The sequence below is a fragment of the Olivibacter sp. CPCC 100613 genome, assembly GCF_036959255.1.
Taxonomy (GTDB): domain Bacteria; phylum Bacteroidota; class Bacteroidia; order Sphingobacteriales; family Sphingobacteriaceae; genus Olivibacter.
This window is the reverse complement of sequence record NZ_JAWMTI010000004.1, coordinates 352,242-376,143: the sequence shown is the minus strand read 5'-3', so window position 1 is coordinate 376,143 and position 23,902 is coordinate 352,242. Positions and strand designations below refer to the sequence as shown.

General features: G+C 39.6%; 20 protein-coding genes. 12 read left to right on the top strand and 8 right to left on the bottom strand.

Annotated elements, in window-relative coordinates; translation table 11 throughout:
* Positions 1-7: 7 nt before the first annotated feature.
* The 3 genes from dprA to RYH73_RS15780 form a co-directional block, all read right to left on the bottom strand.
* Entirely contained in the window at positions 8-1,102 is a 1,095-nt protein-coding gene (gene dprA / locus RYH73_RS15790; protein WP_335314403.1) for a DNA-processing protein DprA, read from the bottom strand.
* 82 nt (positions 1,103-1,184) lie between these two features.
* The gene (gene rsmG / locus RYH73_RS15785; protein WP_335314402.1) at positions 1,185-1,820 is read right to left on the bottom strand and encodes a 16S rRNA (guanine(527)-N(7))-methyltransferase RsmG; all 636 of its coding nucleotides are present in this window, start codon (positions 1,818-1,820) and stop codon (positions 1,185-1,187) included.
* A gap of 18 nt (positions 1,821-1,838) precedes the next feature.
* Positions 1,839-2,963, bottom strand: a complete 1,125-nt coding sequence (locus RYH73_RS15780) for a glycosyltransferase (RefSeq protein ID WP_335314401.1) — start codon at positions 2,961-2,963, stop codon at positions 1,839-1,841.
* A gap of 141 nt (positions 2,964-3,104) precedes the next feature.
* Between RYH73_RS15780 and tgt the strand changes: the two genes are divergently transcribed.
* Both tgt and RYH73_RS15770 read left to right on the top strand, forming a co-directional pair.
* On the top strand, positions 3,105-4,235 hold the full coding sequence (gene tgt, locus RYH73_RS15775) for a tRNA guanosine(34) transglycosylase Tgt (RefSeq protein ID WP_335314400.1): 1,131 nt from the start codon (positions 3,105-3,107) through the stop codon (positions 4,233-4,235).
* Positions 4,236-4,312: 77 nt separating this feature from the next.
* Entirely contained in the window at positions 4,313-5,389 is a 1,077-nt protein-coding gene (locus RYH73_RS15770; RefSeq protein ID WP_335314399.1) for an LptF/LptG family permease, read from the top strand.
* A gap of 35 nt (positions 5,390-5,424) precedes the next feature.
* Here the strand turns inward: RYH73_RS15770 and RYH73_RS15765 are convergent, their stop codons facing one another.
* Entirely contained in the window at positions 5,425-6,561 is a 1,137-nt protein-coding gene (locus tag RYH73_RS15765) for an acyloxyacyl hydrolase (RefSeq protein ID WP_335314398.1), read from the bottom strand.
* A 1,376-nt stretch (positions 6,562-7,937) separates the two neighbouring features.
* On the opposite strand from RYH73_RS15765, the gene RYH73_RS15760 reads away from it, so the two are divergent.
* Positions 7,938-10,793, top strand: coding sequence for a hypothetical protein (locus RYH73_RS15760; protein ID WP_335314397.1), 2,856 nt, complete (start codon positions 7,938-7,940; stop codon positions 10,791-10,793).
* Positions 10,794-10,903: 110 nt separating this feature from the next.
* Positions 10,904-11,209: a hypothetical protein gene (locus RYH73_RS15755; protein WP_335314396.1), complete on the top strand. Its 306-nt coding sequence runs from the start codon at positions 10,904-10,906 to the stop codon at positions 11,207-11,209.
* A gap of 2 nt (positions 11,210-11,211) precedes the next feature.
* Here RYH73_RS15755 and RYH73_RS15750 read toward each other — a convergent pair whose 3' ends face one another.
* Positions 11,212-11,898 (bottom strand): MCP four helix bundle domain-containing protein, encoded by a 687-nt coding sequence (locus tag RYH73_RS15750; protein ID WP_335314395.1) that lies wholly within the window; start codon positions 11,896-11,898, stop codon positions 11,212-11,214.
* 100 nt (positions 11,899-11,998) lie between these two features.
* Positions 11,999-12,961 carry an SGNH/GDSL hydrolase family protein gene (locus tag RYH73_RS15745; protein WP_335314394.1) on the bottom strand — a complete coding sequence of 321 codons (963 nt, stop codon included), beginning with the start codon at positions 12,959-12,961 and terminating at the stop codon, positions 11,999-12,001.
* A 258-nt stretch (positions 12,962-13,219) separates the two neighbouring features.
* On the opposite strand from RYH73_RS15745, the gene RYH73_RS15740 reads away from it, so the two are divergent.
* The 5 genes from RYH73_RS15740 (at position 13,220) to RYH73_RS15720 (ending at position 19,175) form a co-directional block, all read left to right on the top strand.
* Positions 13,220-13,657: an RrF2 family transcriptional regulator gene (locus RYH73_RS15740; RefSeq protein WP_335314393.1), complete on the top strand. Its 438-nt coding sequence runs from the start codon at positions 13,220-13,222 to the stop codon at positions 13,655-13,657.
* Positions 13,658-13,712: 55 nt separating this feature from the next.
* Positions 13,713-14,918: an NO-inducible flavohemoprotein gene (hmpA, locus tag RYH73_RS15735; protein ID WP_335314392.1), complete on the top strand. Its 1,206-nt coding sequence runs from the start codon at positions 13,713-13,715 to the stop codon at positions 14,916-14,918.
* 161 nt (positions 14,919-15,079) lie between these two features.
* Positions 15,080-15,616, top strand: a complete 537-nt coding sequence (locus tag RYH73_RS15730; RefSeq protein WP_335314391.1) for a hypothetical protein — start codon at positions 15,080-15,082, stop codon at positions 15,614-15,616.
* Between the two features lie 214 nt (positions 15,617-15,830).
* Positions 15,831-17,318, top strand: a complete 1,488-nt coding sequence (locus RYH73_RS15725; RefSeq protein ID WP_335314390.1) for an alkaline phosphatase PhoX — start codon at positions 15,831-15,833, stop codon at positions 17,316-17,318.
* Between the two features lie 69 nt (positions 17,319-17,387).
* A complete protein-coding gene (locus RYH73_RS15720; RefSeq protein WP_335314389.1) occupies positions 17,388-19,175 on the top strand; it encodes a cytochrome-c peroxidase in 1,788 nt (595 codons plus the stop codon).
* A gap of 12 nt (positions 19,176-19,187) precedes the next feature.
* Here the strand turns inward: RYH73_RS15720 and RYH73_RS15715 are convergent, their stop codons facing one another.
* Positions 19,188-20,048 carry a hypothetical protein gene (locus RYH73_RS15715; RefSeq protein ID WP_335314388.1) on the bottom strand — a complete coding sequence of 287 codons (861 nt, stop codon included), beginning with the start codon at positions 20,046-20,048 and terminating at the stop codon, positions 19,188-19,190.
* A 15-nt stretch (positions 20,049-20,063) separates the two neighbouring features.
* Positions 20,064-22,205 carry an endonuclease gene (locus RYH73_RS15710; protein WP_335314387.1) on the bottom strand — a complete coding sequence of 714 codons (2,142 nt, stop codon included), beginning with the start codon at positions 22,203-22,205 and terminating at the stop codon, positions 20,064-20,066.
* Between the two features lie 97 nt (positions 22,206-22,302).
* Here RYH73_RS15710 and RYH73_RS15705 point away from each other — a divergent pair, with 97 nt between their 5' ends.
* Genes RYH73_RS15705 through RYH73_RS15695 form a run of 3 tightly spaced genes read left to right on the top strand, consistent with a single transcriptional unit; the run spans position 22,303 to position 23,891 of the window.
* Positions 22,303-23,211: a zinc metalloprotease gene (locus RYH73_RS15705; protein WP_335314386.1), complete on the top strand. Its 909-nt coding sequence runs from the start codon at positions 22,303-22,305 to the stop codon at positions 23,209-23,211.
* Positions 23,208-23,516, top strand: coding sequence for a lipocalin family protein (locus RYH73_RS15700; RefSeq protein ID WP_335314385.1), 309 nt, complete (start codon positions 23,208-23,210; stop codon positions 23,514-23,516). Before RYH73_RS15705 ends, RYH73_RS15700 begins: the two co-directional genes overlap by 4 nt.
* A gap of 12 nt (positions 23,517-23,528) precedes the next feature.
* Complete coding sequence (locus RYH73_RS15695) at positions 23,529-23,891, top strand: hypothetical protein (RefSeq protein ID WP_335314384.1); 363 nt, start codon at positions 23,529-23,531, stop codon at positions 23,889-23,891.
* The last annotated feature ends 11 nt before the right edge of the window (positions 23,892-23,902 follow it).

The following is a 23,902-nucleotide window of genomic DNA, read 5'->3' as shown; positions in this document are numbered from 1 at the left end:
TTTTTAATTAGGGAATCCGGTACATTTTACCTGGTAAAGCAATGAGTACGCCTTTCATTTCAAGTGCTAATAAAAGTACAGCCAACTTACTTTGGCTACGATTCACTTTATAGGACAATGCGTCGATGCTTATAGGGCCATTTTCCTTCACAATATCATAGACCTCCTTTTCCTCGACATTAAGGGTTATTTCCAAACTTAGCTGCTTCCCTTGATTGTTATTATCCATAAGCTCCCAATTCATTAAATAAGCTAGGTCATTCGCTGAACTAATAAGATGTGCGCGATGGGTTTTAATGAGATGATTGCAGCCGGACGAGGTAATTCGATTGATATCACCGGGAAAAGCACATACATCTCGATTATAAGCATTTGCAATTTCGGCCGTAATGAGCGCTCCCCCTTTAATATTTGCTTCCACCACAATAGTGACATCGGCTAAACCGGCGATAATTCGGTTTCGGGAAGGAAAGTTCTGTCTGTCTGGATTAGTACCCGAGGGATATTCTGTTAAAAGCCCCCCGTTTTTTAACATATCCATCGCTAATCTTCTATTAGCCGCAGGGTATATACGATCCAATCCATGCCCAAGCACTCCGATGGTGCTAATGTTGTTTTCGAGACAAGCCTGATGAGCAAAACTATCAATACCATGTGCCAAACCGCTGACAACAAGTACCTCGTCTTTTGCAAATGAGCCGACCAATTCGTTACATATTCTTTTACCATAATCACTCGCATTTCGAGTACCGACAATACTTATTATCTTTTTGGTTTGAAGGTTTGTATCACCTTTAAAATACAGTAAAATTGGTGCATCGACACATTGTTTAAGTCGGTTGGGATAACTGGATTCTGTCCAAAACAGCACATTAATCTTATGCCGATCAATAAAGGTCATTTCTTTCTCCACGGAATCCATTACCTCTTTATGAAGGATATTCTCGGCAACACGATTCCCTATACCCGGAATACACATTAGTTGTTTCTTAGACGATCGGAACACCTCTTCCGCATTACCGCAATGATCAATTAATTGTTTGGCTAAAGCGTTTCCAATCCCTTTGATTTGGGTTAATGCCAACTGATAAACGAGCGCCATGAGGTCAATAGGTTTTAATGAAGGCCTAAAAATAGTTAAAAAAGACCTTAACATCAAACATTCCACGTGAAACAGCTAAAAATCAGCCCTCTATATAGACAATATATTTAGTAGCAAAAAACTCCTCCTCAAAAAAATCAGCAATCGAAAACAGGTCAGCATGTAATTTCGATTCGGCAATTTCCTCCGTTAAATCGCCTCCTTTTAGGTAGAGCACACCGTTTGGAAAGGCGTGCAATGAATTCTTTTTAAATTTATTTCGCACCCATGGATAAAATTCACCCAGTCGTGTAACTGCCCTAGAAATGACAAAATCAAATTTACCGGGAATCTGTTCAGCCCGTGAATGGCTCGTCTGAATATTCTCGAGCCCCAAAGCGCTTGCGACTTCCTTCACGACTTTAATTTTTTTACCAATCGAATCTACCAAAAGGAATTGGGTTTGCGGAAATAATATTGCTAAGGGTATACCTGGAAAACCGCCCCCTGTACCCACATCCAGAATCGTCGCCCCCGGCTTAAAAGAAATCAATTTTGCAATGGCTAACGAATGCAGTACATGTCTTTCATACAGACTATCAATATCTTTTCTGGAAATTACGTTAATCTGTGCATTCCAAAAAGCATATAAATCCTGCAAGCGTTCAATTTGTTCTTTTTGAACATCGGTCAGTTCATTAAAGTATTTGTATATAATTGTAGGTGCTATTTTTTTCATATTTGTCTTCTTTTGACCTTATTTCCAATGAACATTTTTTCTGAATAAAGCAAAAATTCCCATGACAGATATGTATACGAAATGCAGTATATCCATCAAAGGGTACCACCATATAAGATCCTTCACCTGCAAACGCCTCATGATAGGGATGTTAACCAACAATTGGCATAATAAACGCAAACAATAGGCAATGGCCGCCAAAGGCCAAAAATGGGGTTGTAAAATCAATAGGAGAACTAGGAGCAAGTAAAACCCTATAACACTGAAAGCCTGTAAAGTCAACATGAATTTATGTTTACCCTTATACGCTTTTCCGGCACCAAAATGTCTGTTTTTCTGACGTCGGTAATCTTTATAGGTAGTCTTTGGTGTACTCCAAACGTGTGCTTCCTGTACTATACTAATAGCGACGTTACTTCTCGTAGCGTTCTGATTGATAAAAAGATCATCATCGCCCGAAGGGATGTGCATATGGGAGGCGAAACCTTTCTTTTTAAAGAATAAAGATTTCGTATAAGCCAGATTTCTTCCTACCCCCATATAGGCGTTTTTTCTTAAGGCATTCGACAAATAACTCAATGCGGTTTGATAAGTTTCAAATCGAATGTACTTATTCAAAAAACCAGCGCTGCGTGTATAAGGAGAATAACCCAATACAATCTCTATACCCGGTCTAAATTGCTGCGCCATACATTTCAACCATTGATCCGTTTGTGGAAAGCAGTCCGCATCGGTCAATACAAGATGTTCGTATTGTGCTCCCTTGACGCCCAAAGTCACCGCAAACTTTTTCCCTTGTCTATTGTGTCCTTGATCTCGAATTTCGACCGTGCGAAGATAGGGATACCGGACTTGAAATTCTTTTAAAACCCAATTCGAATCATCACTTGATCTATCATTTACCACAATTACTTCATATTGAGGATAATCTTGCTCCAATACTTCGGAAAGATACAGACGTAAGTTGCTTTCCTCGTTTCGTGCGCAAATAATAACCGATAAAGGAGGATAAACAATATCATTTTTCACATTCTCCGCACGATAAGTTCTTAAACGTCCGTGTAAAAATAACGTGTAGTATAGCTGAATAGTTAAGAAAGCGCCCAACAACGCCGGTAATATAAGATGTAAATATGATTCCAAAATATCCGATATTGTAGTATATGGCTGCAAACTTAGATAAATTTGGCAGCATACACAATCACTGATAACGAGCGATTGCATAATCATTGCATTTTGTCTAAGTTTGCAAACTAAAAACATTTTGCTGAGAACAGCTCCTTCATGAAATTCACATTACAATCCACAGATACTAATTCAAAAGCGCGAGCAGGTGAACTAGTTACTGCACATGGCACGATTCAGACGCCTATCTTCATGCCCGTAGGTACGGCCGGCTCGGTAAAAGGTGTTCATCAACATGAACTTAAACAAGATGTTCAAGCGCAAATAATTCTGGGTAATACGTATCACTTATATCTACGGCCCGGGCTCGACATTATTCAGGCTGCAGGTGGGTTACATAAATTCAATGGATGGGACAAACCTATATTAACTGACAGCGGTGGTTATCAGGTGTATTCGCTGACCGAAGTGCGGAAGATCAAAGAAGAGGGCGTTACATTTCGTTCGCATATTGACGGATCTAAGCATCTTTTCACACCGGAAAATGTAATGGATACGCAACGAGTTATCGGTGCTGACATCATCATGGCTTTTGACGAGTGTACCCCCTACCCTTGTGATTATCGTTATGCAGCAAGATCGCTCGATATGACACATCGTTGGTTAAAAAGGTGCTGCGATCGGTTCGATAATACCGAAGCCCTATATGGTTACGAGCAAACGCTTTTTCCGATCGTACAAGGGTCCGTGTATAAAGATCTTCGGGAAAAATCTGCCGAAACAATCGCTTCGTTCGGTCGCGATGGAAATGCAATCGGTGGATTATCTGTAGGTGAGCCGGCGGAAGAAATGTATGCCATGACGGAGATCGTCAATGCCATTCTACCTGTAGATAAGCCACGTTATCTAATGGGCGTAGGAACACCTATTAACATTTTAGAAAATATTGCTTTGGGTATCGATATGTTCGATTGCGTGATGCCCACCCGTAATGCCAGAAATGGCATGTTGTTTACGAGAAAGGGTATTATCAATATCAAAAACAAAAAGTGGGAGGCTGATTTTTCACCAATAGACCCTGACAGTGATCTACATACAGATTTATTCTATAGCAAAGCTTACTTACGTCATTTGATTCACTCCAAAGAGCTCCTAGGTGCACAAATAGCCACTTTGCATAACCTCCACTTTTATCTTTGGCTTGTTAAAGAGGCACGTACTAAAATTTTAGCGGGAACGTTTTACGAATGGAAAAATAAAATGGTTAAGCAGCTGGGAGAACGATTGTAATAGTTGTTGGTTATTGGTAGCGAACAGAAAAAATCCCAACTAGCTAATTTTTGAATTCTGAATTTTGAATTTTTTAAATGAATATCATTGATAAATACATCATAAAAAAATACCTCGGCACATTTGTGTTTACAATGGCTATTTTCACTGTTGTAGCTGTTATCTTTGATATCTCAGAACGCATGGATGACTTTCTCAAAAACCATGCTCCGCTCTCGAAGATTGTCTTTGAATATTATGCTGGCTTTATTCCATTTTATCTCAATTTTCTCAGTCCATTGATCAACTTCATCGCCGTTATTTTCTTCACCGCCAAGATGGCCGATCAGACTGAAATTGTACCTATTTTAAATGGCGGCATGAGTTTCAAACGCTTTTTAAGACCCTATTTTATAGCTGCAACGATCATCTGTCTTGTTACCCTGGTTTTCAATATTTATATTATTCCGCGAACCAATAAATTGAAAATTGGCTTCGAAAACATCTATGTTAAACCGATCGACAATAACAGTAAGAGTTCCACTCATATGCAAATAGACAGAAACAGTTTTGTTTATATTGACAATTTTGACAATGATCGAAAAGTAGGCTACAATTTTATTCTAGAGACGTTCAAAGGACAGGAATTACAAGAGAAACTGATAGCTGACAGAATCACATGGGACTCTATAAAAAACAACTGGAAGATTGAAAACTACACCATCCGGACCGTAAATGGCTTAAATGAAAAAATGACTAAGGGTACATCCAAGGATACTACCTTAGATATGTCCCCGAGGGATTTTGAAATACGTGACAATATATTTATGGCAATGACGACCAAGGAGCTAAATGAAAACATTAAAAAAGAGGAAATACGGGGTACCGGAAGGATGACCGATTTGAAACTGGAAAAATACAAGCGCTTTATATACCCATTCTCTGCTTACATTCTGACTTTGATGGGAGTTTCTTTATCGTCCAAAAAAGTACGCGGCGGAATTGGTTTAAGTCTTGGTCTCGGAATCGCATTGAGTTTTACCTACATCTTATTCATACAATTTGCCAACATGTTTTCACTGAAAGGGGGGCTTCCACCTCTTCTGGCAGCTTTTATTCCAAGTTTGATCTTTTTAGGCGTAGGACTATACCTGCTGTATAAGGCCCCTAAATAACATACAGTAGAACTCGTCAGCAAGCATGGGCGACCTTATTTCTTCTTGCGCAGATCCAAGGTATAACCAGTCGTCCACTCAATAAAGTCAGCTTTACCCGCATGTGCCTTAATAGACACACCCGCAAAGAAATCCTTGTAGACATAGTATCGAGCACCGATTCGGAGATACATAGGTTTCGTTTCTCTGTTAAATTCATTTCGATGTAAGTAATAACCTACATTTCCATTTAGATACAATTTGGAAGTCAACAAATGATCGATGTAAAAAGCCGGGCCGCCCGAAAACAAAGCATTGAAGGAGCTTTCTTTATCACCCGCCACATCGGGATCATTGGCCGAAGCGGAATAAAAGATGTTCACCCCTAAACCCAAACGCCATTTATAGCCTAAATAACGGGTCCAAAATACGCCAACAGTTGATTTGAAGTATTTCCTTTCATTGTCCTCATCCAATTGTTTAAAACCAAATGCATAACTAAACTGAAGCTCATCTTCCTTGGGGTTTGGAGCAACATACTCCTTACGGAAATCAAAAGTTTTCGCATTCGGCACATAGGTCACAGCTGCAGTGAAGGGAAGCAAATTAATCCCTGTATTCGGCAACCTAAGCGCTCCATTTGAAAAATGGTGGAAGGCTAAACCAGCACCTACCTGAAAGTGTCGACTCAAGGTATAATTAACTTGACCACCGAAATCAATAAAAACATTGTTTTTAGTCCCGATGATTAAGTTGAAAGGATTTTCATCTTCGTTATATGGGTTAAATCTTCCGGAGAGCCCTAAGGAGATACGATAATTGAAGTTCCATCTTCTATTAACCCGAGGGTTAATTGGTATAGAAACAAATCCATACACAGCATAGGGATTTCCGACATGATCAAGACCAAATGTACTCGTATATAACCCTACGCCGTAAACCGGATAATTATAAAGCTGGTGATAGACATCACCACCACGCTTCGTTTGCCATCCAATTTTCAAGTTAAAAGCATTATAATAAGCATCCTTTAACGATTCCTTCGCCCGTTCATTTCCGGTCAATACGCCCCCGTTTTCATGCTCCAACTGAATCACAAAATGCTTTTTCTCACTTATATCAACCAAGGAAGAATCAACCAAAGGCAAATAACGTGGATGAAATTGAGCACGCAAGCTGCCCGTGGTAATCATAAAAAGCAGTAAATAAAAAAGAATGAATTTTGACAATTTCAACATAGCTATTTGCAAAAATGGGGAGAGCAAAGGTAACATTTTAATCACTTTCTGCTACATTAAAAAGAAAAACGGCCAAGTCTTAAAAAAATGAATTTCATTTTAAAGCCCTTTTTATGCGCTTTAAAAGACTCAATACAGAAAACGACCAAAACCCCACACTTACCTTTATTCAACCCTTAAAAGCCTTAAAAACACACCATCGCTGGCCAGAAAGTTGATGATAAGCGATAATATACATAAGTTACAGGCAATAAAAACAGTACTCCACCCATCAATTTGGACGACCTTCTAAAAGAGACTTAGTGTATTTTATCACTGCTACATTGCTGCTGCAAAAAGAGCGCGTTTAATTGCAATACCATCTTCACAGGAAATTAAAAGTTCGAAATAAACAAAATTCACTATTCTCAAAAATTCAATCAAAAAGATTAGAAGGTCCGGACCGTGCGATAACAGTTTGTTAGAAAAATACCAATGGGCTATCGGATTAAAAAAATCGCCTTTCCGACATCCCCGTTCGAAAAAAAAAATCAAAAAAGTGGGGGACAACAAGGCTTATAAATTCCGAAAAAAAAAGTGATTAAATTGATCACCGCCACATCGAAACCAAATCTTCACCCGTACGAATCTGCTCTCAAAATCACTTGATCAAATCCTCATAAAAAAACAAAGTAAAAATTATAAAAAAATACACTAAGCAAAAATTTTTCAAAAAAAAAATATAGATAAATTCTGCTACAACTGAGCAAATCGTTTTGAGATATAAAGTCGCAGTTTTTACAACGCTCGTTTTTTGCGTCAAGGAAACTTGCAGTAAAAACGACGGAACAAGAACCGCAGCAACCGGAATAAAACAATGTATCCAAATTGGCAAAACATTTCAAGAAAACAATGAAGTCGATCATTCAAAAAACATGATCGGCCTCTCGGTAAACTGGCCATCAAAAATCAGCAAATGACAGGTATTTTTACAATTGCACTTTTCAAAGATTTAAAAAAGCGACGCTTCATATTAAAACAAATATTCAGTCCAATGAAACAAAGCGTCGAAATAATATGGACCAGATAATCCGTAAAAAAATACATCTAAAAACCACATAGATAGTGTAGTGTTATCAAAAAAAATAGATACATTTACAAAAAGGATAAAAAATCTCAAGATCTATAAAAGAGCCAACTTAATAACATAAAAAAACAACAGAAACACAAAAACATATAGAATCATAAAAATCTATAAATCAGATAATAATATTATATATATAAACAAAAAATAAATATAAAGTAAAATTGAGTCACCGATAAAAAACTAATATTTTTAGCACAAACACCCAATGAACAAAAATAATACACATAACAATCTTTTTATCAAGCTTTTATATATAATTATATTATTTTTTTATTCACAATATGCATTTGCACAAGTTTTTGACGATTACCAAAACCCGCCAAGTGTAAAGTGGCGAGAGATACAGACCCCCGATTTTCAAATTATTTTCCCTTCAGAGTTTGAAGAACAAGCACAACATCTCACTTTTGTGTTAGAATCAATCCTATCCAAGGTCAGTCATTCAATTGGTAAAAAACCAAGAAAAATCTCCATCATTTTGCAAAATAGAGATGTAGTTTCCAATGGCTTTGTACAGCTTGCACCTCGTCGTTCAGAGTTTGCCACTACCCCACCCCAACAGATGGATTATCAAGATTGGCTGAATAGCTTGGCCATGCATGAGCTACGCCATGTCGTACAATTTGACAAAATCGCAGGGTACCTCAAAGCACCGCTTTTTGAGCAGTTAGCGTTGGCCATTTTTGGTATTACTCTCCCCCCCTGGTTTTACGAAGGTGATGCGGTTGGCATCGAAACTGTACTCGGCACTGCCGGAAGAGGCCGTCTCCCCTCATGGGAGTTACCATTCAGAACAAATACACTAAGTGGTAAGCGATATAGCTATCAAAAAGACTTTTTAGGTTCCTTAAAACAGGTCACTCCCGGATACTATCAATTGGGGTATTTTATGACTACAAAGATGCGGCGCGACTATGGAGAAAACTTCTTGGAACAGTTAATGACAAGAATAGCAAAAAACCCAATACGCCCCTATAATTTCAGCAACAGCTTAAAAACCTTCACCGGCTACAACACCAAACAATGGCATAAAAAAACGGTGGATGAACTAGACAGTTTATGGCATGCTCAGCTAACGAAAACCCAAGCGCTAAGCTATCCTACCTTTCCAAAAAAACAATCGGAAGTGATTGATTTCCTATTGCCAAAACCACTCCCCAATGGTCATGTTTTAGCGCTCGAAAAGAGCAACCATAGTGTACCTAAGATCGTCCGGATAATGGCAGATGGGAATATAAAAGAAGTTATCAAAACAGGCATTCAAACAACGCCTCACTTCTCTTATGGAGGTAATAAGATAACTTGGGACGAACTACGCTATGATAAACGTTATCTAAAACGAAGTTTTCATGTCATCAATATATATGATCTGGAAACTAAAAAATATAAGCAGTTGACTTTTAAGACTCGCTTATTTTCTCCTGCTTTGAGCCGGGACGGGAAACACATTGCTGCAATTGAAATCGATCTCAAAAACAGCGCATCTCTTCTGTTACTGAACAGTGCGACGGGCAAAGAAGAGCGTAAAATCATTTTACCGCCCAACTTAAACGTGCAAACACCTTCTTTTGATAGTACAGGAACCAAGATCATTACAACTGCCCTTCGACAAGAAGGAGCTAATTTACTCGAAATTAATTTGATAACCGGGCAAAGTCAGTTGTTACTCGGCTGGCAAAAGCAGCAACTGGAGAGACCAATTTATACCCCTCATGGCATTCTCTTCAAAGCACATTACAACGGCATCGATAATCTTTACTTACTTCCTTACACAAGTGGACAAATTCAGCAACTCACCAACATAAAATTTGGAGCGACAAACCCTGCTTTCGATGAAATGTCCGAGACTATCTATTTTAACAATTATCAAGTAAATGGATATTTGATTAGCAAGCTGGATTGGCAAGCGCTGCTTCACCAACCTATCCGTTCATCCCAAGATCATTTTATTGCCTATTTTAAACCGCTCAGGGAGCAGGAAACCGCCACGGACACATCAACCTTCATTCCGACAAAAACTTTCGCTTCCAGACCCTATAAAGACCTTAAACATTTATTCAATTTCCACAGCATTTCACCACTGGGTGATGATATATCGAGTATTGATAACTTTGACCTAGGATTGCAGCTAATGTCCGACAATCTAACGAATACCCTTTCGGCACGCATTGGTTTCAATTATGATCAAAACACGAGCAGAACCGACTACTTTATCAGCACCTCATTCAAACGTTGGTTTCCAAAATTCACCATTGAATATCGTAACCGCGCACAATTGAGCAGTCTCAAATTGCAAAACAAACCCGATGAACGCATTCCATTAAGATGGCGCGAACATTATACGGAACTGAAAGCCAGCGTCCCGCTAACATTTAACCGACTAAACACCATCTACAATACGGGAGTATCCGTCGGAACGAGCTATACGTGGCGATACAATATTAGCTTGAAAGACGTTTCGCTACCTAATTTCAACGAGGTGAAATTTCCACTTCTTATACAATATTACTTCAACAGAAATAGCCGAAGAAGTTTATTAGACTTAGCACCTAAATGGGGGCAAAATCTAAATTTCATCTACAGGGGGCTTGCTTTCGACCGAAGGTTATCCGGCAATATTTTTTCGATGAAATCGACGCTGTACTTTCCCGGTATTGTAAACAACCATTCATTGCAGCTCCGTTTTAATTTCCAGGAAAGAAACGGCGATTATCGATTTACGAACGATATCCCAATGGTGAGTGGATACGATCAGCTCCCTTCTACGAATGTAAATAATACACTATTTATAGATTATCGCTTTCCTTTGATTTATCCTGATTGGGAACTGGGGCCTTTAGCCTACATTAAGCGATTTAAAGCAGGTGTATTTGCTGATTTTGAAAATGTTGCACAACATACTCGATTCCAACCACGAACTTTAGGTCTAGAATTACGGGCCGATCTCAATATACTAAGATTCTACTTGCCAAATTTCGATGCGGGAATACGAGCAATATATGTAAATGAGCCGGGATCTAAGAATATTATCTTTACCTATGGTGTAAGCTATACCTATTAACCTGAATCGGTTAAGATAAAAACAAGTGGGAAGCTTTCTTGTTATAAATTAGCATAAATAATTGTTGGCACGTTTCACGAAAAGGATTATTTTAGCTTAAAAATAGGCTTATGAGTGCAAAAACTATCTTTATCATCATATTAACGGTACTTGTCACCATTGTTCTAATGAAAAATACAGATGAGGTGATTTTCTGGATTTTCGGCGATCGTTACATCCCTAAGCTTGCTATCTTGGGCAGCATGTTCGCTTTCGGTCTTATTGTGGGTTTTCTTTTAGGGAGACCAAAGAAAAAAATTGAACAACTGAACCCGCCATCACAAAATTTCCAAACAAGCGTCAATACAAAATCTGAAGATTTAACGGATCCTTATCGTTCCGATCTCAGTGACGAAGATCGTAAATACATTGATTAGCGTTAATTTAGATTAAAAGGTTGTTTTTTCTTGATAACACTTTTGGATTCGAGCACAAGTACGACCACCATGATCCCGATCACGATCGATAAAATAAGCTGCAAAGTAGAAAAGAATCGGGTACCGGACATCACGAATTGTGCATCAGCCATCAGATCACGGCCAACCTGCGTTTGCAGATGCTCGAGTGCCGATAATCCCTCAATCGTACGATCTAGTGCAGCCTGTCCAGAGTCTCTGTATTTCTTTACGCGTTCTTGAATATTCAATGCAGAGGCCTGTAGCAAATGATCTTCCAGCAATCTATAACGATTAAGTTGCTCTTTGAAACCCTCCAAATACAGCTTTTCTTTATCTACTAAATAGGTTTTTTCGTATTTATTCAACAAAGAATCGATGAATTGGTTATGATGTTCCATCTGTAAGCCTAAGTGCTGAATCGTTTCAAAAGAGATCGTCGAATCGTTCAGAAAGCGGAACATTAAGAATTTCTTGGCATACAAATGCTCGGTCATATAAAAGATATCGGATGCCGGCACTAATCGGTCGTCATACATTGACAAAAGTGCATGACTGATACTTTTAACGTTCTTATCTTCCAGCACTCTTATCAACACAGAACATGCCATAATACAGAACAATAAAAAAGCCACTTTTAACTTTTGCCGAATAAAGTAAGTCCACCTCATACTGCTTTACAATTGATAGGCCTTGTTGGTAAAAAACAAACATAAGGAAAAATATATCAGCCACCAAAATCACCTTCCTATAAACGATGATCAATGTAATTTAGTCACGTTTTATAGCAAGAATCTCCTCCTCTAATTGTTCATACTGCATGAGAGCCTCTTCTATTGGTAAACCGATAGTCATCCCGGGTCGTTCATGCCCTGTATACGTGAGCCAGGCATCTTTCATCAACGATTGCCTTCTACTGATTACCTGATATAGCTGCCCAACATAGGAGTGACTTTCCAAAAATTCGTCTAATGTTGTATTTGTTGAAACACCTGCTATGTTGAAATAATGTAATATACGCTTTGCCATCAACCAATGTCCCTCTTTCCCTGGGTGCACGCCATCTTCTGCTAGTCTAAAATTGGCCTCTTTTGCTCGCTTCTTTTCCAGATAAGCACGCATGGGAAAGTGTAGATCGATCACTTCCCAACCCCTTAATTTACGCTGCATCAACAACCATTTCGAATAACGGTCCAAAACCAAATTATACCCATTTACCCCTTGTTGTTTATCGTCATGTACAGGAGGCGTCATAAAGACAATCCGTTTAACGCCTGCTGCTTCCAAGGAATCCCGTAACCTGATCATTCCGCTCTGATAGGCTTCAAAACGTTTCTCATCAAAAGGCAAATAAATTCCATCGTTCATTCCGTAGCAGGCAAAGGCGATATCGATGGGCTTTGTCTTTTGAAGTACGCTTGATAGTCGATTAAAAAGATAGGGTCTTGGAAATTTTCCTTCGGCGTGATTAGGTTCACTAAGACCGGAAACCGTCTCACTGGGTAAAGCTAGATTGATAAGCTCAGGACGACTTGTTGGATATTGAACATGAATAGCTGTTTCAAACATTGTTATATAATCCCCGCTGTAGGTTATACTATTGCCAAGAAACAATATGCGCTTCGCATTCTCTAAGGGATAAGGAACTTCTTGTGCACATACAATACTGAAAGCACCGTTGCAAATACATAGAAAGGCAAAAAACAGGCTTTTTATGAGTCGTGAATTCAACATAATTTGGCATATTTTAGTAATCCCCAAAGATAACCATCGAAGCGTATTTATTATTCAACCATCTTTACATTATGTGCTGATAATTATTCATCGATACGATCCATTTACAAGCTGACAAGACAACGTTTCTTTTGAGAGAATCTATATCCATACTCATTTTAACTTACAAGCATTAACAAAATAATAAAAGATATTTTTGTCCTTTATTATTTTTCACACTATATTTGCTTTGAATTTAACGATGAGCATACGCATTCTATGGGAATTTTTTCGAAAACGGCAGAATATGCAATGCGTGCAGTGTTTTATATTGCGCAGCGATCGCACGAAGGGCAACGCACTGGCATAAAAGAGATAGCCGAAGCTGTTAATTCTCCGGAAGCCTTCTTAGCCAAAATTCTGCAAAGGTTAAGTAAAGTGGGACTTATCCAATCGATTAAAGGACCTAACGGTGGCTTTTATATCGACATATCTGGCTTTAATCGACCTTTAGCAGATATTGTTATAGCGGTGGAAGGTGATACTATTTTTAAAGGCTGCGGCATGGGTTTATCATATTGTTCAGAGGAATTTCCTTGTCCTTTACATGACGAATTTAAAAAAGCAAGAAATCAAATCACCTTGATGCTAAGAAATACAACAATTGGTCAGTTCAATACTGAACTAATCAAAGGACACCTTACATTAAATAAGTAGTTTTTTTACCTAAATAAAAGACTTTAAAGTCTTTTATTACAAACAACAAAATAAAATGAACGAGCAACAGAAAGCAATTGTAAAAAGCACAGTACCTGTATTAAAAGAGAATGGAGTTTTATTGACTACTCACTTCTACGAAAGGATGTTTAAGTATAATCCTGAATTGAAGCATATATTCAATATGGGAAATCAGCAAAATAAAAAACAACAGACAGCACTAGCTATGGCGGTGTTAGCTTATGCTGAACATATCGATAACCCCGGTGTGTTAATGCCTGTAATTGATAGCATCGGTCAGAAACATACAAGTCTCGACATAAGACCCGAGCAATACGCTATCGTAGGTGAACACTTACTTGCGTCTATTTCAGAAGTCCTTGGCGAAGCAGCTTCTACAGAGCTATTAGAAGCATGGGAACAAGCCTATCGCGATCTTGCACAGATTATGTCAGGTCATGAGCAAAACCTTTATAAAGAAAGGTTAGCCAAAAAAGGGGGTTGGGTTGGTTGGCGTCCTTTTCGAGTTGAAGAAAAAGTAAAGGAGTCAGAGGAAATTACCTCTTTTTACCTATATCCAACGGATAACGGTCCTGTAGCCGATTTTCTTCCAGGTCAGTATATCAGCTTACGTTTATTCTTACCCGAACTAGGTTTACTCCAACCAAGACAATACAGCATATCGTGCAAACCCAACGGGGTCTATTATCGAATTTCAGTAAAAAAAGAAATTGGAACCCAACACCCGGATGGTATGATCAGCAATCGCTTGCATCAACACATAGAGGAAGGGGCAATTATTGACCTTTCCGCTCCTGCAGGCAACTTTATCTTAAAAAAAGCACACCTCGTTCCGCAGGTATTTATCAGCGGAGGCATCGGACAAACCCCACTTATGTCGATGCTCGAGCAATTAATCGATAGTAAGGCAAATGTGCCGATCACATGGATTCATGGCTGTCGTAACGAAGCAGTCCATGCTTTTAGACTTCACATCCATGATATCTCGGCAGCGTATGACAAATTGCAGCAACATATTTTCTATGACACTGTTGACAGTTCAAAAACAGATCATATTTTTGCGGGGTGGGTTTCTTTGAACAAAGTCCCAGCGAACGCCTTATATCCTGAGGCCCAATATTATATTTGCGGACCGAAACCATTCATTAAACAGCATTATGACTATCTCCTGGCCACAGGTATACCGAAAGATTCAATACATTTCGAAGAATTTGGACCAGCTTCTCTTGCTGTTGCATAAATTCAATTTTGCTGGTTATGGTTTGCGAGCCACAACCAGCAAAATCACGATGTATCCATGTAGTATCTGAAGGGAGAAAGTGTCTGACCACGAATTACCTGTTTTATTTTTCCAAAAGAGGTCATGTCGTATTTTGAGAATAAAAAAGGTAACTTTGATCTATGACGAAGAAACATTGCCTTTACTACACACTATTCTTAATAGGCACACTATCCACTTTCTGCCGATGCCAACAAACGCCTCAACACCAAGCTCAAGAACCGGAAAGTCTTCGCGCCAAGCAAACTGCCTCCCTAACTGAAGCAGACACCAGCTTAATTGCCATTTTGGAAATTGATAGTATAGCACATCTGACAGACGGCGTTCCTCTTGTATTTAAAGTGTATAACCCTACAAAAGATACGTTAAAGTTCACACAATACCATACCCCTTTTGAAGGTTTTATCAGTAACTTTCTTACCGTCACGGATACAGCAGGTAATCAAATCCCCTATGTGGGTCCCATGGCGAAAAGAGTCATGCCTCCTCCTGCCGAAACCTACTGTTCAGTGGCACCCTCTGCATACGACAGTATAAGTTTTTCCCTTGTAAAGGGCTACAAACTTATCGAACCAGGCACTTATACGATCCAATATAATGCAGGCAATATAAGTGGTATGGAGAACGGTAAACCGATTACGGTACGTATAATCGAATAAAAATTGATCAAAGCTTGCACGTTGATTGTAACTTTACTATAACCCGCTATTCCTTCATCCTTTTCAATTGAATCTGTCCATTTCAAAGCGTTCTGAGCAGAAAAATAATATTCGAGTTCAGGTTATTAATTATCACACATACAAGAATTTAACATAGTCTTAAATCTTAACTCATATTGCTCTTCTATTTTTACAGCAATCAATACCAAAGACTATGCTAAACATAAACGCTAAATATGTATTACAACTAAGTATCACCTCTTTTGTACTTGCATCTTTATTAATTGCAGGATGTAAAAAAGATAACGATAAAGACGACAATGAAACGGATTCACCATCTGAAATTGTAGATCAATCGGTTAATCCTTCTCTCATAAAATCACTTACTGGTTTTGACGATCTAAAGATTACAACCCTCATTAGCAGTGATGATGTTTTACCTGAGTCGCCCGACTTTATCTTTGGTGCCCAACCTGATGGAGCAGGTATGCTCAAGAATCCTGACGGGAGTGGTTATATCCTTATTAATAACCACGAAATATTACAATCCGTTTCCCGTGTATACTTGAATAATGAATTAAAACCTATCAAAGGTGAGTACATTGTCGACTCGGATGGTGGTATGACACGTTTATGTTCAGCAACCTTAGCCACACCCGAAGAACACGGCTTTCCAAAACCATTATTTCTCACAGCCGGAGAAAGTGGAGCTGAGTCCATGATCCATGTGATTGATCCCTTAGGGCCGGTAGACAAAAAGAATGATCAGCGGACGAACCCTGCTTTCGGCCGTTGGAGTGCCGAAAACGCCGTACCACTACCGAAAGACGCTTATTCAGGTAAAACAGTGATTCTCATCGGCGAAGATGAAGGGGACGGTCAAGTAGCGATGTACGTATCGGATAATCAGGGAAATTTAGATGACGGGAAATTATATGTGTTAAAACGTAGCGATGATAATCCGATCGAAACGGATATTGAAAAAGGGAACAGCTACGATGTGGAGTTTGTTGAGTTAGATAACGTAAAATCTAGTACGGGAGCTCAACTACAGCAACAGACTATCGATAAAAATGCAATCATGTTTGCCCGCGTAGAAGATATTGATTATAAAAAAGGAGGTGGTGCCAATGGTCGTGAGGTCTACTTCACCGCAACGGGTGTGAGTCAGTCAGACAAATTGACACCAGTGGCAGGAAAGACAATGTGGGGCCGCGTCTATAAATTAGTCTTAGATCAGGACAATCCACTAAAAGGGAAACTGGAAGTTGCTGTCGATGGTAGCGATAAACCCGGAGAAAGCATCGTTAACCCAGATAATCTTTGTGTTACGGAAAATTTCGTATATGTGCAAGAAGACGGAGACTCCTTTTATAAAGAGAATAAGCATGATGGTACCATCTGGCAATATGCGATGGCAACAAAAGAATTGAAACCGATGCTTCAAATGAATCATAGAAGAAGCGAGACAGACTTTAATGCCAAATATAACCCTGACAATGTGCAAACGCTTAGCACATGGGAGTATGGTGCAATGTACGATATCTCTGAACTTGTTGGCAAACCCAATACATTTGTCGTAAATATACATCCCCATACGTGGAAAGATGATAAATACCTGAATGCTGATGGTGGAGATGCCCGTTTGACAGATAATAAAGAGGGAGGACAAGTGGTTATTGTACAAGGTGTTGCCCGGTAAAAAAATATTCTTATCTATCTATTTTCCTTTGTAGCTACGCTACAAAGGAATTTCATTTTTATATCGCTTATGATAAGTCGATACCTAATTCTGGCAATTATATTCATAACAACAACGTCCTTGGTCATTTTATGCATACCGACAACAAAAAGCCCGGCCATTTCCTGTAAAGACTATGCTACCATAGAGATTGAGCGGTTAGCAGCCATGATAAATGATACGCTGCTACCTTTAGCTCAACAAGAGCAGGACATAGCAGCCATGAAAGCATCCTTTTTAGCGAGTCGGCAACAGTTTAAAAAAATTGAATACTACATCGATTATTTTTTTCCAACAACGGTAAAAGCAATCAACGGCCCTCCCATAGCAGAGATTGAGCTTGGTGAAAATATGATTGAACCGCCAAGCGGATTTCAAGTGATCGAAGATTATCTTTACAATAACCTCGATAAATCATCACATGAAGCACTGATTAACGAAATCAAAAAACTCAATGTATCATTAAAGCGGATTTTGCAATATCAAAAAACCTATACAATTACCGATGCACAAATCTTTGATGCGCTACGCCTCGAAATTTTTCGTATTACGGCTTTGGGCATCACGGGTTTCGATGCCCCTTTATCACTTCAATCACTTCCGGAGGCAGCGGCTTCGCTGACCGGTTTAAAACAGAGCTTGCATTTTTATCCTAAAAACGAGGAAACACTGACCTTAATTGACCATTCTATCAATTATTTACGAAGGTATAATAACTTCAATCATTTTGATCGCTTAACATTTATAACCGCCTATCTAAACCCGCTCAGTGAGTCGCTAAAAGATATGCGTAAAAAACTGAAGATACCCACGGCATCTAGTTTATCCGCATTGCAGAATGATGCTACCAGTCTTTTTGGGGCGGATCAATTAGACATCAATAAATTTGTAGGTAATAAAACTGCGTATTTTTCAGCAGAAAAAGCGGCTCTTGGAAGCGCTCTTTTCAACGATATCCGACTATCAAATGGCAACAAGAAAAGTTGTGCAAGTTGTCATCATGCAGATAAAGCTTTTACAGATGGTTTGATAAAAGCAGTAGGTATTGATCGAAACAATTTACTTCGAAATACCCCTACCCTTCGTTATGCTGGTTTTCAACGAGCCTTTTTTTACGATCATAAAGCGGGTACTTTGGAGGATCAAGCCTTGGATGTAGTTCACAATAAGGAAGAAATGAAAGGTACGCTGACGACAACCGCTGCATCGTTACAGCTTGACAGTACTTTTGTAACACTTTTCGATCGCGCTTATGGAACTGCATCTGGTGACATCAACCCTTGGAAAATCCAACACGCTTTAGCCACCTATATCCGTTCGTTAGCACCGTTTACATCAAAATTTGATCAATACATGGCAGGCGACGATAAACAACTAGGTGATGCTGAAAAAAAAGGCTTTAATCTTTTTATGGGAAAAGCTAAATGTGCCACTTGCCACTTTGTACCAATATTCAACGGAAGCCCCGCACCCTTATTTGACAAAACGGAAGCGGAAGTACTGGGGGTTCCCGCTCACCCAGACACACTACAGGCAACATTAGATAATGATAAAGGTAGGTATTTGCTAAATCCTTACGAACAATACGCTTATGCCTTCAAAACACCTACCCTACGAAATATTGCGCAAACAGCTCCTTATATGCATAATGGTGTGTATCAAACGCTGGAAGAGGTAATGGACTTTTATAACCGAGGGGGCGGTGCGGGCATTGGTATCCATTTGGAAAACCAAACACTTTCGGATCAAAAGCTAAATCTATCGAAGCAAGAAATCCGAGATATAATTGCCTTTATGCAAACCTTAAGTGACGAGTAGCCAGATAGCAGCCTATTTATATAGGTTAAGGGACAGCAACCAATATTGCTGCTTAGCTAAACCCCGCAAGGGATCGGACCCGTAATTAAAAGAGCCTCCCAAGCTTACGCTAATAGGTTTACCGATCAAGAACCACTCAAAACCACTTTGCAATAGATGTGTGTATCCTTCCGTAGTATTTGTCGAATTAACCAAATCAGTACGGCCGGTATAATCAACTGCCAAACGTAGCAGCGGATCCGGTGTAAGTATCTTCTTTCTTATAATATCAAAATAAACGGAAAATGTAAATAAAGGACGTAAAAGGAAGCCCTGATTGGCCTTGTCAAAAGCCTGCATGGTTTCCTGTATCTGAAATCCTACAAAGGGAGAAACATAAAATCGACTCCCGGTATCGGGCATAAATTTATAGGTATTGATCGGGCCCCGTTCTCCCATAAAGGTAAAGAGAAAATTTCCGGCCAAGGAATGGCTTCGATTTACCTCATCGTAGGTATAACCGGCATTTCCATTTAGAAACCAAGCCGTTTTTGCTCCCCGCTTAATCAGTCCGGAAAAACCATAAGAAGCCTGCATGTTATGCTGCTCGGCAACCGTCAGGGTATTTCTGTGATATTCGGCAATTAAGGAGGAAATCCAGCGGGTGCTATTACTGTTTAACTTCATAGAAACCCCCACATTAACCAGCCAAGAACTGCTATCACCTTTTGGTAACGTTATCTGGAACTGAGCGGGCATCTCCTTAAATTCAGCAGTTTCCATCGATTGTCTGATTTTTACGTGGGTGTCAAACCACGATGAGGTGTTCGAAGTCTGCGAAAAGGCAGCAATACTTCCAAACAATAAGAAATAGGATAGAATTACTTTTTTCATCTGCCGAGATATTGGTTAAGGAATCGCTGTGTTTACCAAGTCAATACAATCCTTCACAACGCCGCAGGCCAGCACTTCGCTTACCATAATTTTACGCGGTTTCGTATGATATTTTCTGGCTATATCATTAAAAACTGCTGTTAACATAAGGTATTGATTATTGCTGAATTCAAAGTCTGCCATCAATTTCGTATCTTCTATACTTGATGGATCGGGATCGGGATAACCATAACGCATTAAAATAGCTCTTTTGACATCATTTGCTACTTCGCTCGCTGCTTTTGTTTTCTTTGGAAAACCGGATAGTACTGCTCGCCTTTCATTGGATACTTGAAAGTCGATCTGGTCTACCAGCTCCGGAAAATCGACAAAGGGATTCCGATTGCCTTGTAGCAGGAAAATTTCTCGGTTACGATGTTTTTCATACTGTGTAACCGCCTGTTCTTTAGCCCATCGTTTTAATAGAACGATCCCCTTCTTTCGATAAACGCTAATTGCATTTGGATAGCGCAACAGGAAATAAAGCGTAGCACGTGCAACGATCCCTTTATTATTTTCAGGTTCAAATCGATCATTTTCTGTATAGCCACAAGTAAGCATTTCCTTCTCGACTGACCATGTTGGTCGAGGCTTGTATTCCTCAAAATCGTCATAAGGATGATTGTTTCGAAAACTGTTGCAGCGCGACTCACAAGCAAAAAGGTGATGCAAATCTCCACGCATAGGTTCTCTAGCGTCAAACCAAGATTGACAAACCACATGTTCGCAGTTATAGGGGAGCGCTTCTTCAATTGCTTTAAGCTCCCTTCTATAGTCTTCACGGCTTGTGGTCTGTACGTTTTTACTCCACTCCATCAGGCGCAACTTCCGCGCTATATCAACGCCTTCATCCGCCAGTCGTAGCTCTTCTACTGTAAAAGTTTTTCCGGAATAAATGCTTCTCAGCAAACCATCCGGATGTAGGTCAACGGTAGGATACACATATTTAGCGGGTTGATAGGATACAGGCCTGCTATGACTGCTTTCCAACAACTGCTGTAAATTGGCATAATCCGCTTGATCTATTCCTCCAATATCTTGGTAATATTTTTTTTTGTCTTCTTCATCCGCAAGCTGCGGATAATATAGCTCTTCTGCCGTTTCTGTCGACGCCTCCCCGATCTCTCTTGCTATAAGAGAAGAATCAGTGATAGGGGTAAAAAACCTGGATAGAAGCGGAAATCGCTTATTTGCGTTCGTTGTGATATCATATATAATGCTACTGATACGCACCCCTTCGTTCTCCAACCAATCAATTTGTAGTTCTCCTTCCGCATAATCCCAAACATTGCCGGAACGATTCAAGATTTGCCCATTCTTATTGTACCGTGGTATTCCGGTATGGTGAAGGGCCACCACCTCCCAATGATCATTAAATACCGGAGCCCCTGAGGAGCCGCTTTTTTTATCTGTAATATAACGAAGGAATTGCGGCAGCGATAAATCCGCTAGTCTATTTTCCCGTAGAGATACTTGTTTCGGAGCACCATCAGCGTGCTGGATGATAGAAACAGCTTCACCTTCCCTGATTTTCCCTTGCTCTGCAATTAGCGGGAGAAACCCGAATTGTTGCAAAGGAACCGTTCCCTCAATAGCTGTGTCATCAACCCAGACAATAGTAAAATCGAGCGCTTCATTTGTATAAAATAGCTTTTCCGCGTTGAAAGGATAAAGGCTTACTTGTGCGATTGAAGCTTCTTCTTCCTCGTAATTAAACTCGGCACTGGAATGTTGTGCCGATTCGTTTGTTGGAAGGATGTGATGATTTGTTATTAAAATTTGCGGAGCGATTAAAAAGCCCGTCCCAAAACCAGCGGGTCCCGTATCTGAATGGATGTGAATCCGACAAACAGATCGAGCTACTTCCTCTCCTCGTCGCAAAAAACAAACATCTAGTAAATCGTTTTGTCCAATTACTCGCTCCTGAAAATGCTGATCATTGATAAATTGCCCAACGGAAAAATTATGTTGTCCTAAATAATCGCTGATCTGCATCGGATTGACCACGGTTAAATTACGGTTTGTTCGTACCGATTTTTTAACAGATAATGTGGTTTTATCCTGCTGCCGATTAGTAGCTCGGTTAATCTGGTCTAGGAACAGTGAAAGCGTTTTCATAAAGAGGGGTAGCTGGATCGTTGATAATTAACAAAAATTTAAACCTATTCATGAAACCAAAACAGGAAAAAAAAGTTTTATTAAAAAACGACTCGAAATGAAGCCAGAAAAAAAAAGACGGCATTGTGCTACGATGGAAGTCTTTCACCGCCAAGCTGATACTTATCCTGAGTACATGCGTGCACAAGCACTTATCGAAAGTGATATTGATAAAGTTTTGGAAGGACGGAAAACCTTACGTTTTGCTGCTCCGGCAAAGATTCAGGTAGTTGTACACGTTGTGTATCATACGTCAGCGGAAAATATCACCGATGAACAAGTAAAGAGCCAGATAGACGTTCTGAATGCAGATTTTCGAAGACAAAATACCGATAAGGGAAAAGTACCATCCGTTTGGGAAGAGTTGGCAGCAGATTGCTTCATCGACTTTGAATTGGCTCCTGATGGTATCACTAGAACGCAAACCGAAATTGTTTCATTTGGCACAGACAATGCCATTAAAAGTACTGATCAAGGAGGGATCAATCCTTGGCCCACCGATAAATATTTAAATATCTGGGTTTGTAATCTGCAGGAAGGTTTATTGGGTTATGCGCAATTTCCAGGTGGGCCGACCGACACCGATGGCGTGGTCATTAATTTCCGGGCCTTCGGCACTATGGGTACCGCCGAGGCGCCTTTCAATTTGGGCCGGACCACGACGCATGAAGTGGGACATTATCTTAACCTCTCCCATATCTTTGGTGATGGAAGGACTAATTCCTGTGAAGACACCGATTATGTGGAAGATACACCGAACCAATTAGGCCCTAACTATGAAAAACCAGCTTTCCCAACGGTTTCCTGCAATAACGCTCCGAACGGCGACATGTTTATGAATTACATGGACTATGTGGATGACGACAGTATGTTTATGTTTACAAAGGGCCAGGCTGCCCGTATGAAGGCGACCTTACTTGGACCACGCGCATCTTTATTCGCAGAAAAACCAGCTATTGAAGAATGATGAATACAGCGCATCTAAAACGGAAATGGATCCATTCTTTCGAGGAAGATAATGGCGATGAAATTGTTTATAGACCGGAAGGCTTCTCATTACCTTTAGCCAGAGGTCGCGACAAGATCAACTTGGAAGAAGATGGAAAGCTAGTTAATTCTCACCCAGGTAGAGATGACGCATCACGGTCGCACACAGGATCTTGGCAAATTAAAAAAGATAAACTCATCTTGTATTTTGATGCCAACAGTAGAGAACAATATACCATCTGTGAAATCAGTACGGAAAAACTTGTACTGAAACGGGAGGTTTAAATCAGATCGATCATGAAGAAGATAGGTCATTGGATTTTATTGATATTCCCTATATTTATTTACATCTACGCACTTATTCGTGATGACAAGCATACAGAAGGTCAAACATATGCTTATTTCATTTTAGCCTCCATATTGACATTGTTAATTGCTTTATTGCCTCGCTTGACGGAACTCACTTTAAATGAAAAGGGACTTTCCGTAAAAATGCTTGACCGGATTTCCAAGAAGGTTGAAGAACTGGAAACAATGACAGATGCTACTCATAGAACGAAGCTAGCACATAATCACGATTTTGAACAAGAATTAAAGGAGAAAGTCACGGTTCTTAGAGAAAGTATAGAAGCATATAAAATGATTAGCAAAAAAAATTAACATAACATTTC

What these genes read in the sequence shown, in the direction of transcription:
- dprA (WP_335314403.1), bottom strand. Translation starts at nt 1,102, where the DNA reads ATGGCGCTCGTTTATCAGTTGGCATTAACCCAAATCAAAGGGATTGGA.
- RYH73_RS15740 (WP_335314393.1), top strand. Translation starts at nt 13,220, where the DNA reads ATGGGAATTTTTTCGAAAACGGCAGAATATGCAATGCGTGCAGTGTTT.
- RYH73_RS15695 (WP_335314384.1), top strand. Translation starts at nt 23,529, where the DNA reads ATGAAGAAGATAGGTCATTGGATTTTATTGATATTCCCTATATTTATT.
- RYH73_RS15750 (WP_335314395.1), bottom strand. Translation starts at nt 11,898, where the DNA reads ATGAGGTGGACTTACTTTATTCGGCAAAAGTTAAAAGTGGCTTTTTTA.
- RYH73_RS15715 (WP_335314388.1), bottom strand. Translation starts at nt 20,048, where the DNA reads ATGAAAAAAGTAATTCTATCCTATTTCTTATTGTTTGGAAGTATTGCT.
- RYH73_RS15755 (WP_335314396.1), top strand. Translation starts at nt 10,904, where the DNA reads ATGAGTGCAAAAACTATCTTTATCATCATATTAACGGTACTTGTCACC.
- RYH73_RS15745 (WP_335314394.1), bottom strand. Translation starts at nt 12,961, where the DNA reads ATGTTGAATTCACGACTCATAAAAAGCCTGTTTTTTGCCTTTCTATGT.
- tgt (WP_335314400.1), top strand. Translation starts at nt 3,105, where the DNA reads ATGAAATTCACATTACAATCCACAGATACTAATTCAAAAGCGCGAGCA.
- rsmG (WP_335314402.1), bottom strand. Translation starts at nt 1,820, where the DNA reads ATGAAAAAAATAGCACCTACAATTATATACAAATACTTTAATGAACTG.
- RYH73_RS15770 (WP_335314399.1), top strand. Translation starts at nt 4,313, where the DNA reads ATGAATATCATTGATAAATACATCATAAAAAAATACCTCGGCACATTT.
- RYH73_RS15765 (WP_335314398.1), bottom strand. Translation starts at nt 6,561, where the DNA reads ATGATTACCACGGGCAGCTTGCGTGCTCAATTTCATCCACGTTATTTG.
- RYH73_RS15720 (WP_335314389.1), top strand. Translation starts at nt 17,388, where the DNA reads ATGATAAGTCGATACCTAATTCTGGCAATTATATTCATAACAACAACG.
- RYH73_RS15710 (WP_335314387.1), bottom strand. Translation starts at nt 22,205, where the DNA reads ATGAAAACGCTTTCACTGTTCCTAGACCAGATTAACCGAGCTACTAAT.
- RYH73_RS15725 (WP_335314390.1), top strand. Translation starts at nt 15,831, where the DNA reads ATGCTAAACATAAACGCTAAATATGTATTACAACTAAGTATCACCTCT.
- RYH73_RS15700 (WP_335314385.1), top strand. Translation starts at nt 23,208, where the DNA reads ATGATGAATACAGCGCATCTAAAACGGAAATGGATCCATTCTTTCGAG.
- RYH73_RS15760 (WP_335314397.1), top strand. Translation starts at nt 7,938, where the DNA reads ATGAACAAAAATAATACACATAACAATCTTTTTATCAAGCTTTTATAT.
- RYH73_RS15730 (WP_335314391.1), top strand. Translation starts at nt 15,080, where the DNA reads ATGACGAAGAAACATTGCCTTTACTACACACTATTCTTAATAGGCACA.
- RYH73_RS15705 (WP_335314386.1), top strand. Translation starts at nt 22,303, where the DNA reads ATGAAGCCAGAAAAAAAAAGACGGCATTGTGCTACGATGGAAGTCTTT.
- hmpA (WP_335314392.1), top strand. Translation starts at nt 13,713, where the DNA reads ATGAACGAGCAACAGAAAGCAATTGTAAAAAGCACAGTACCTGTATTA.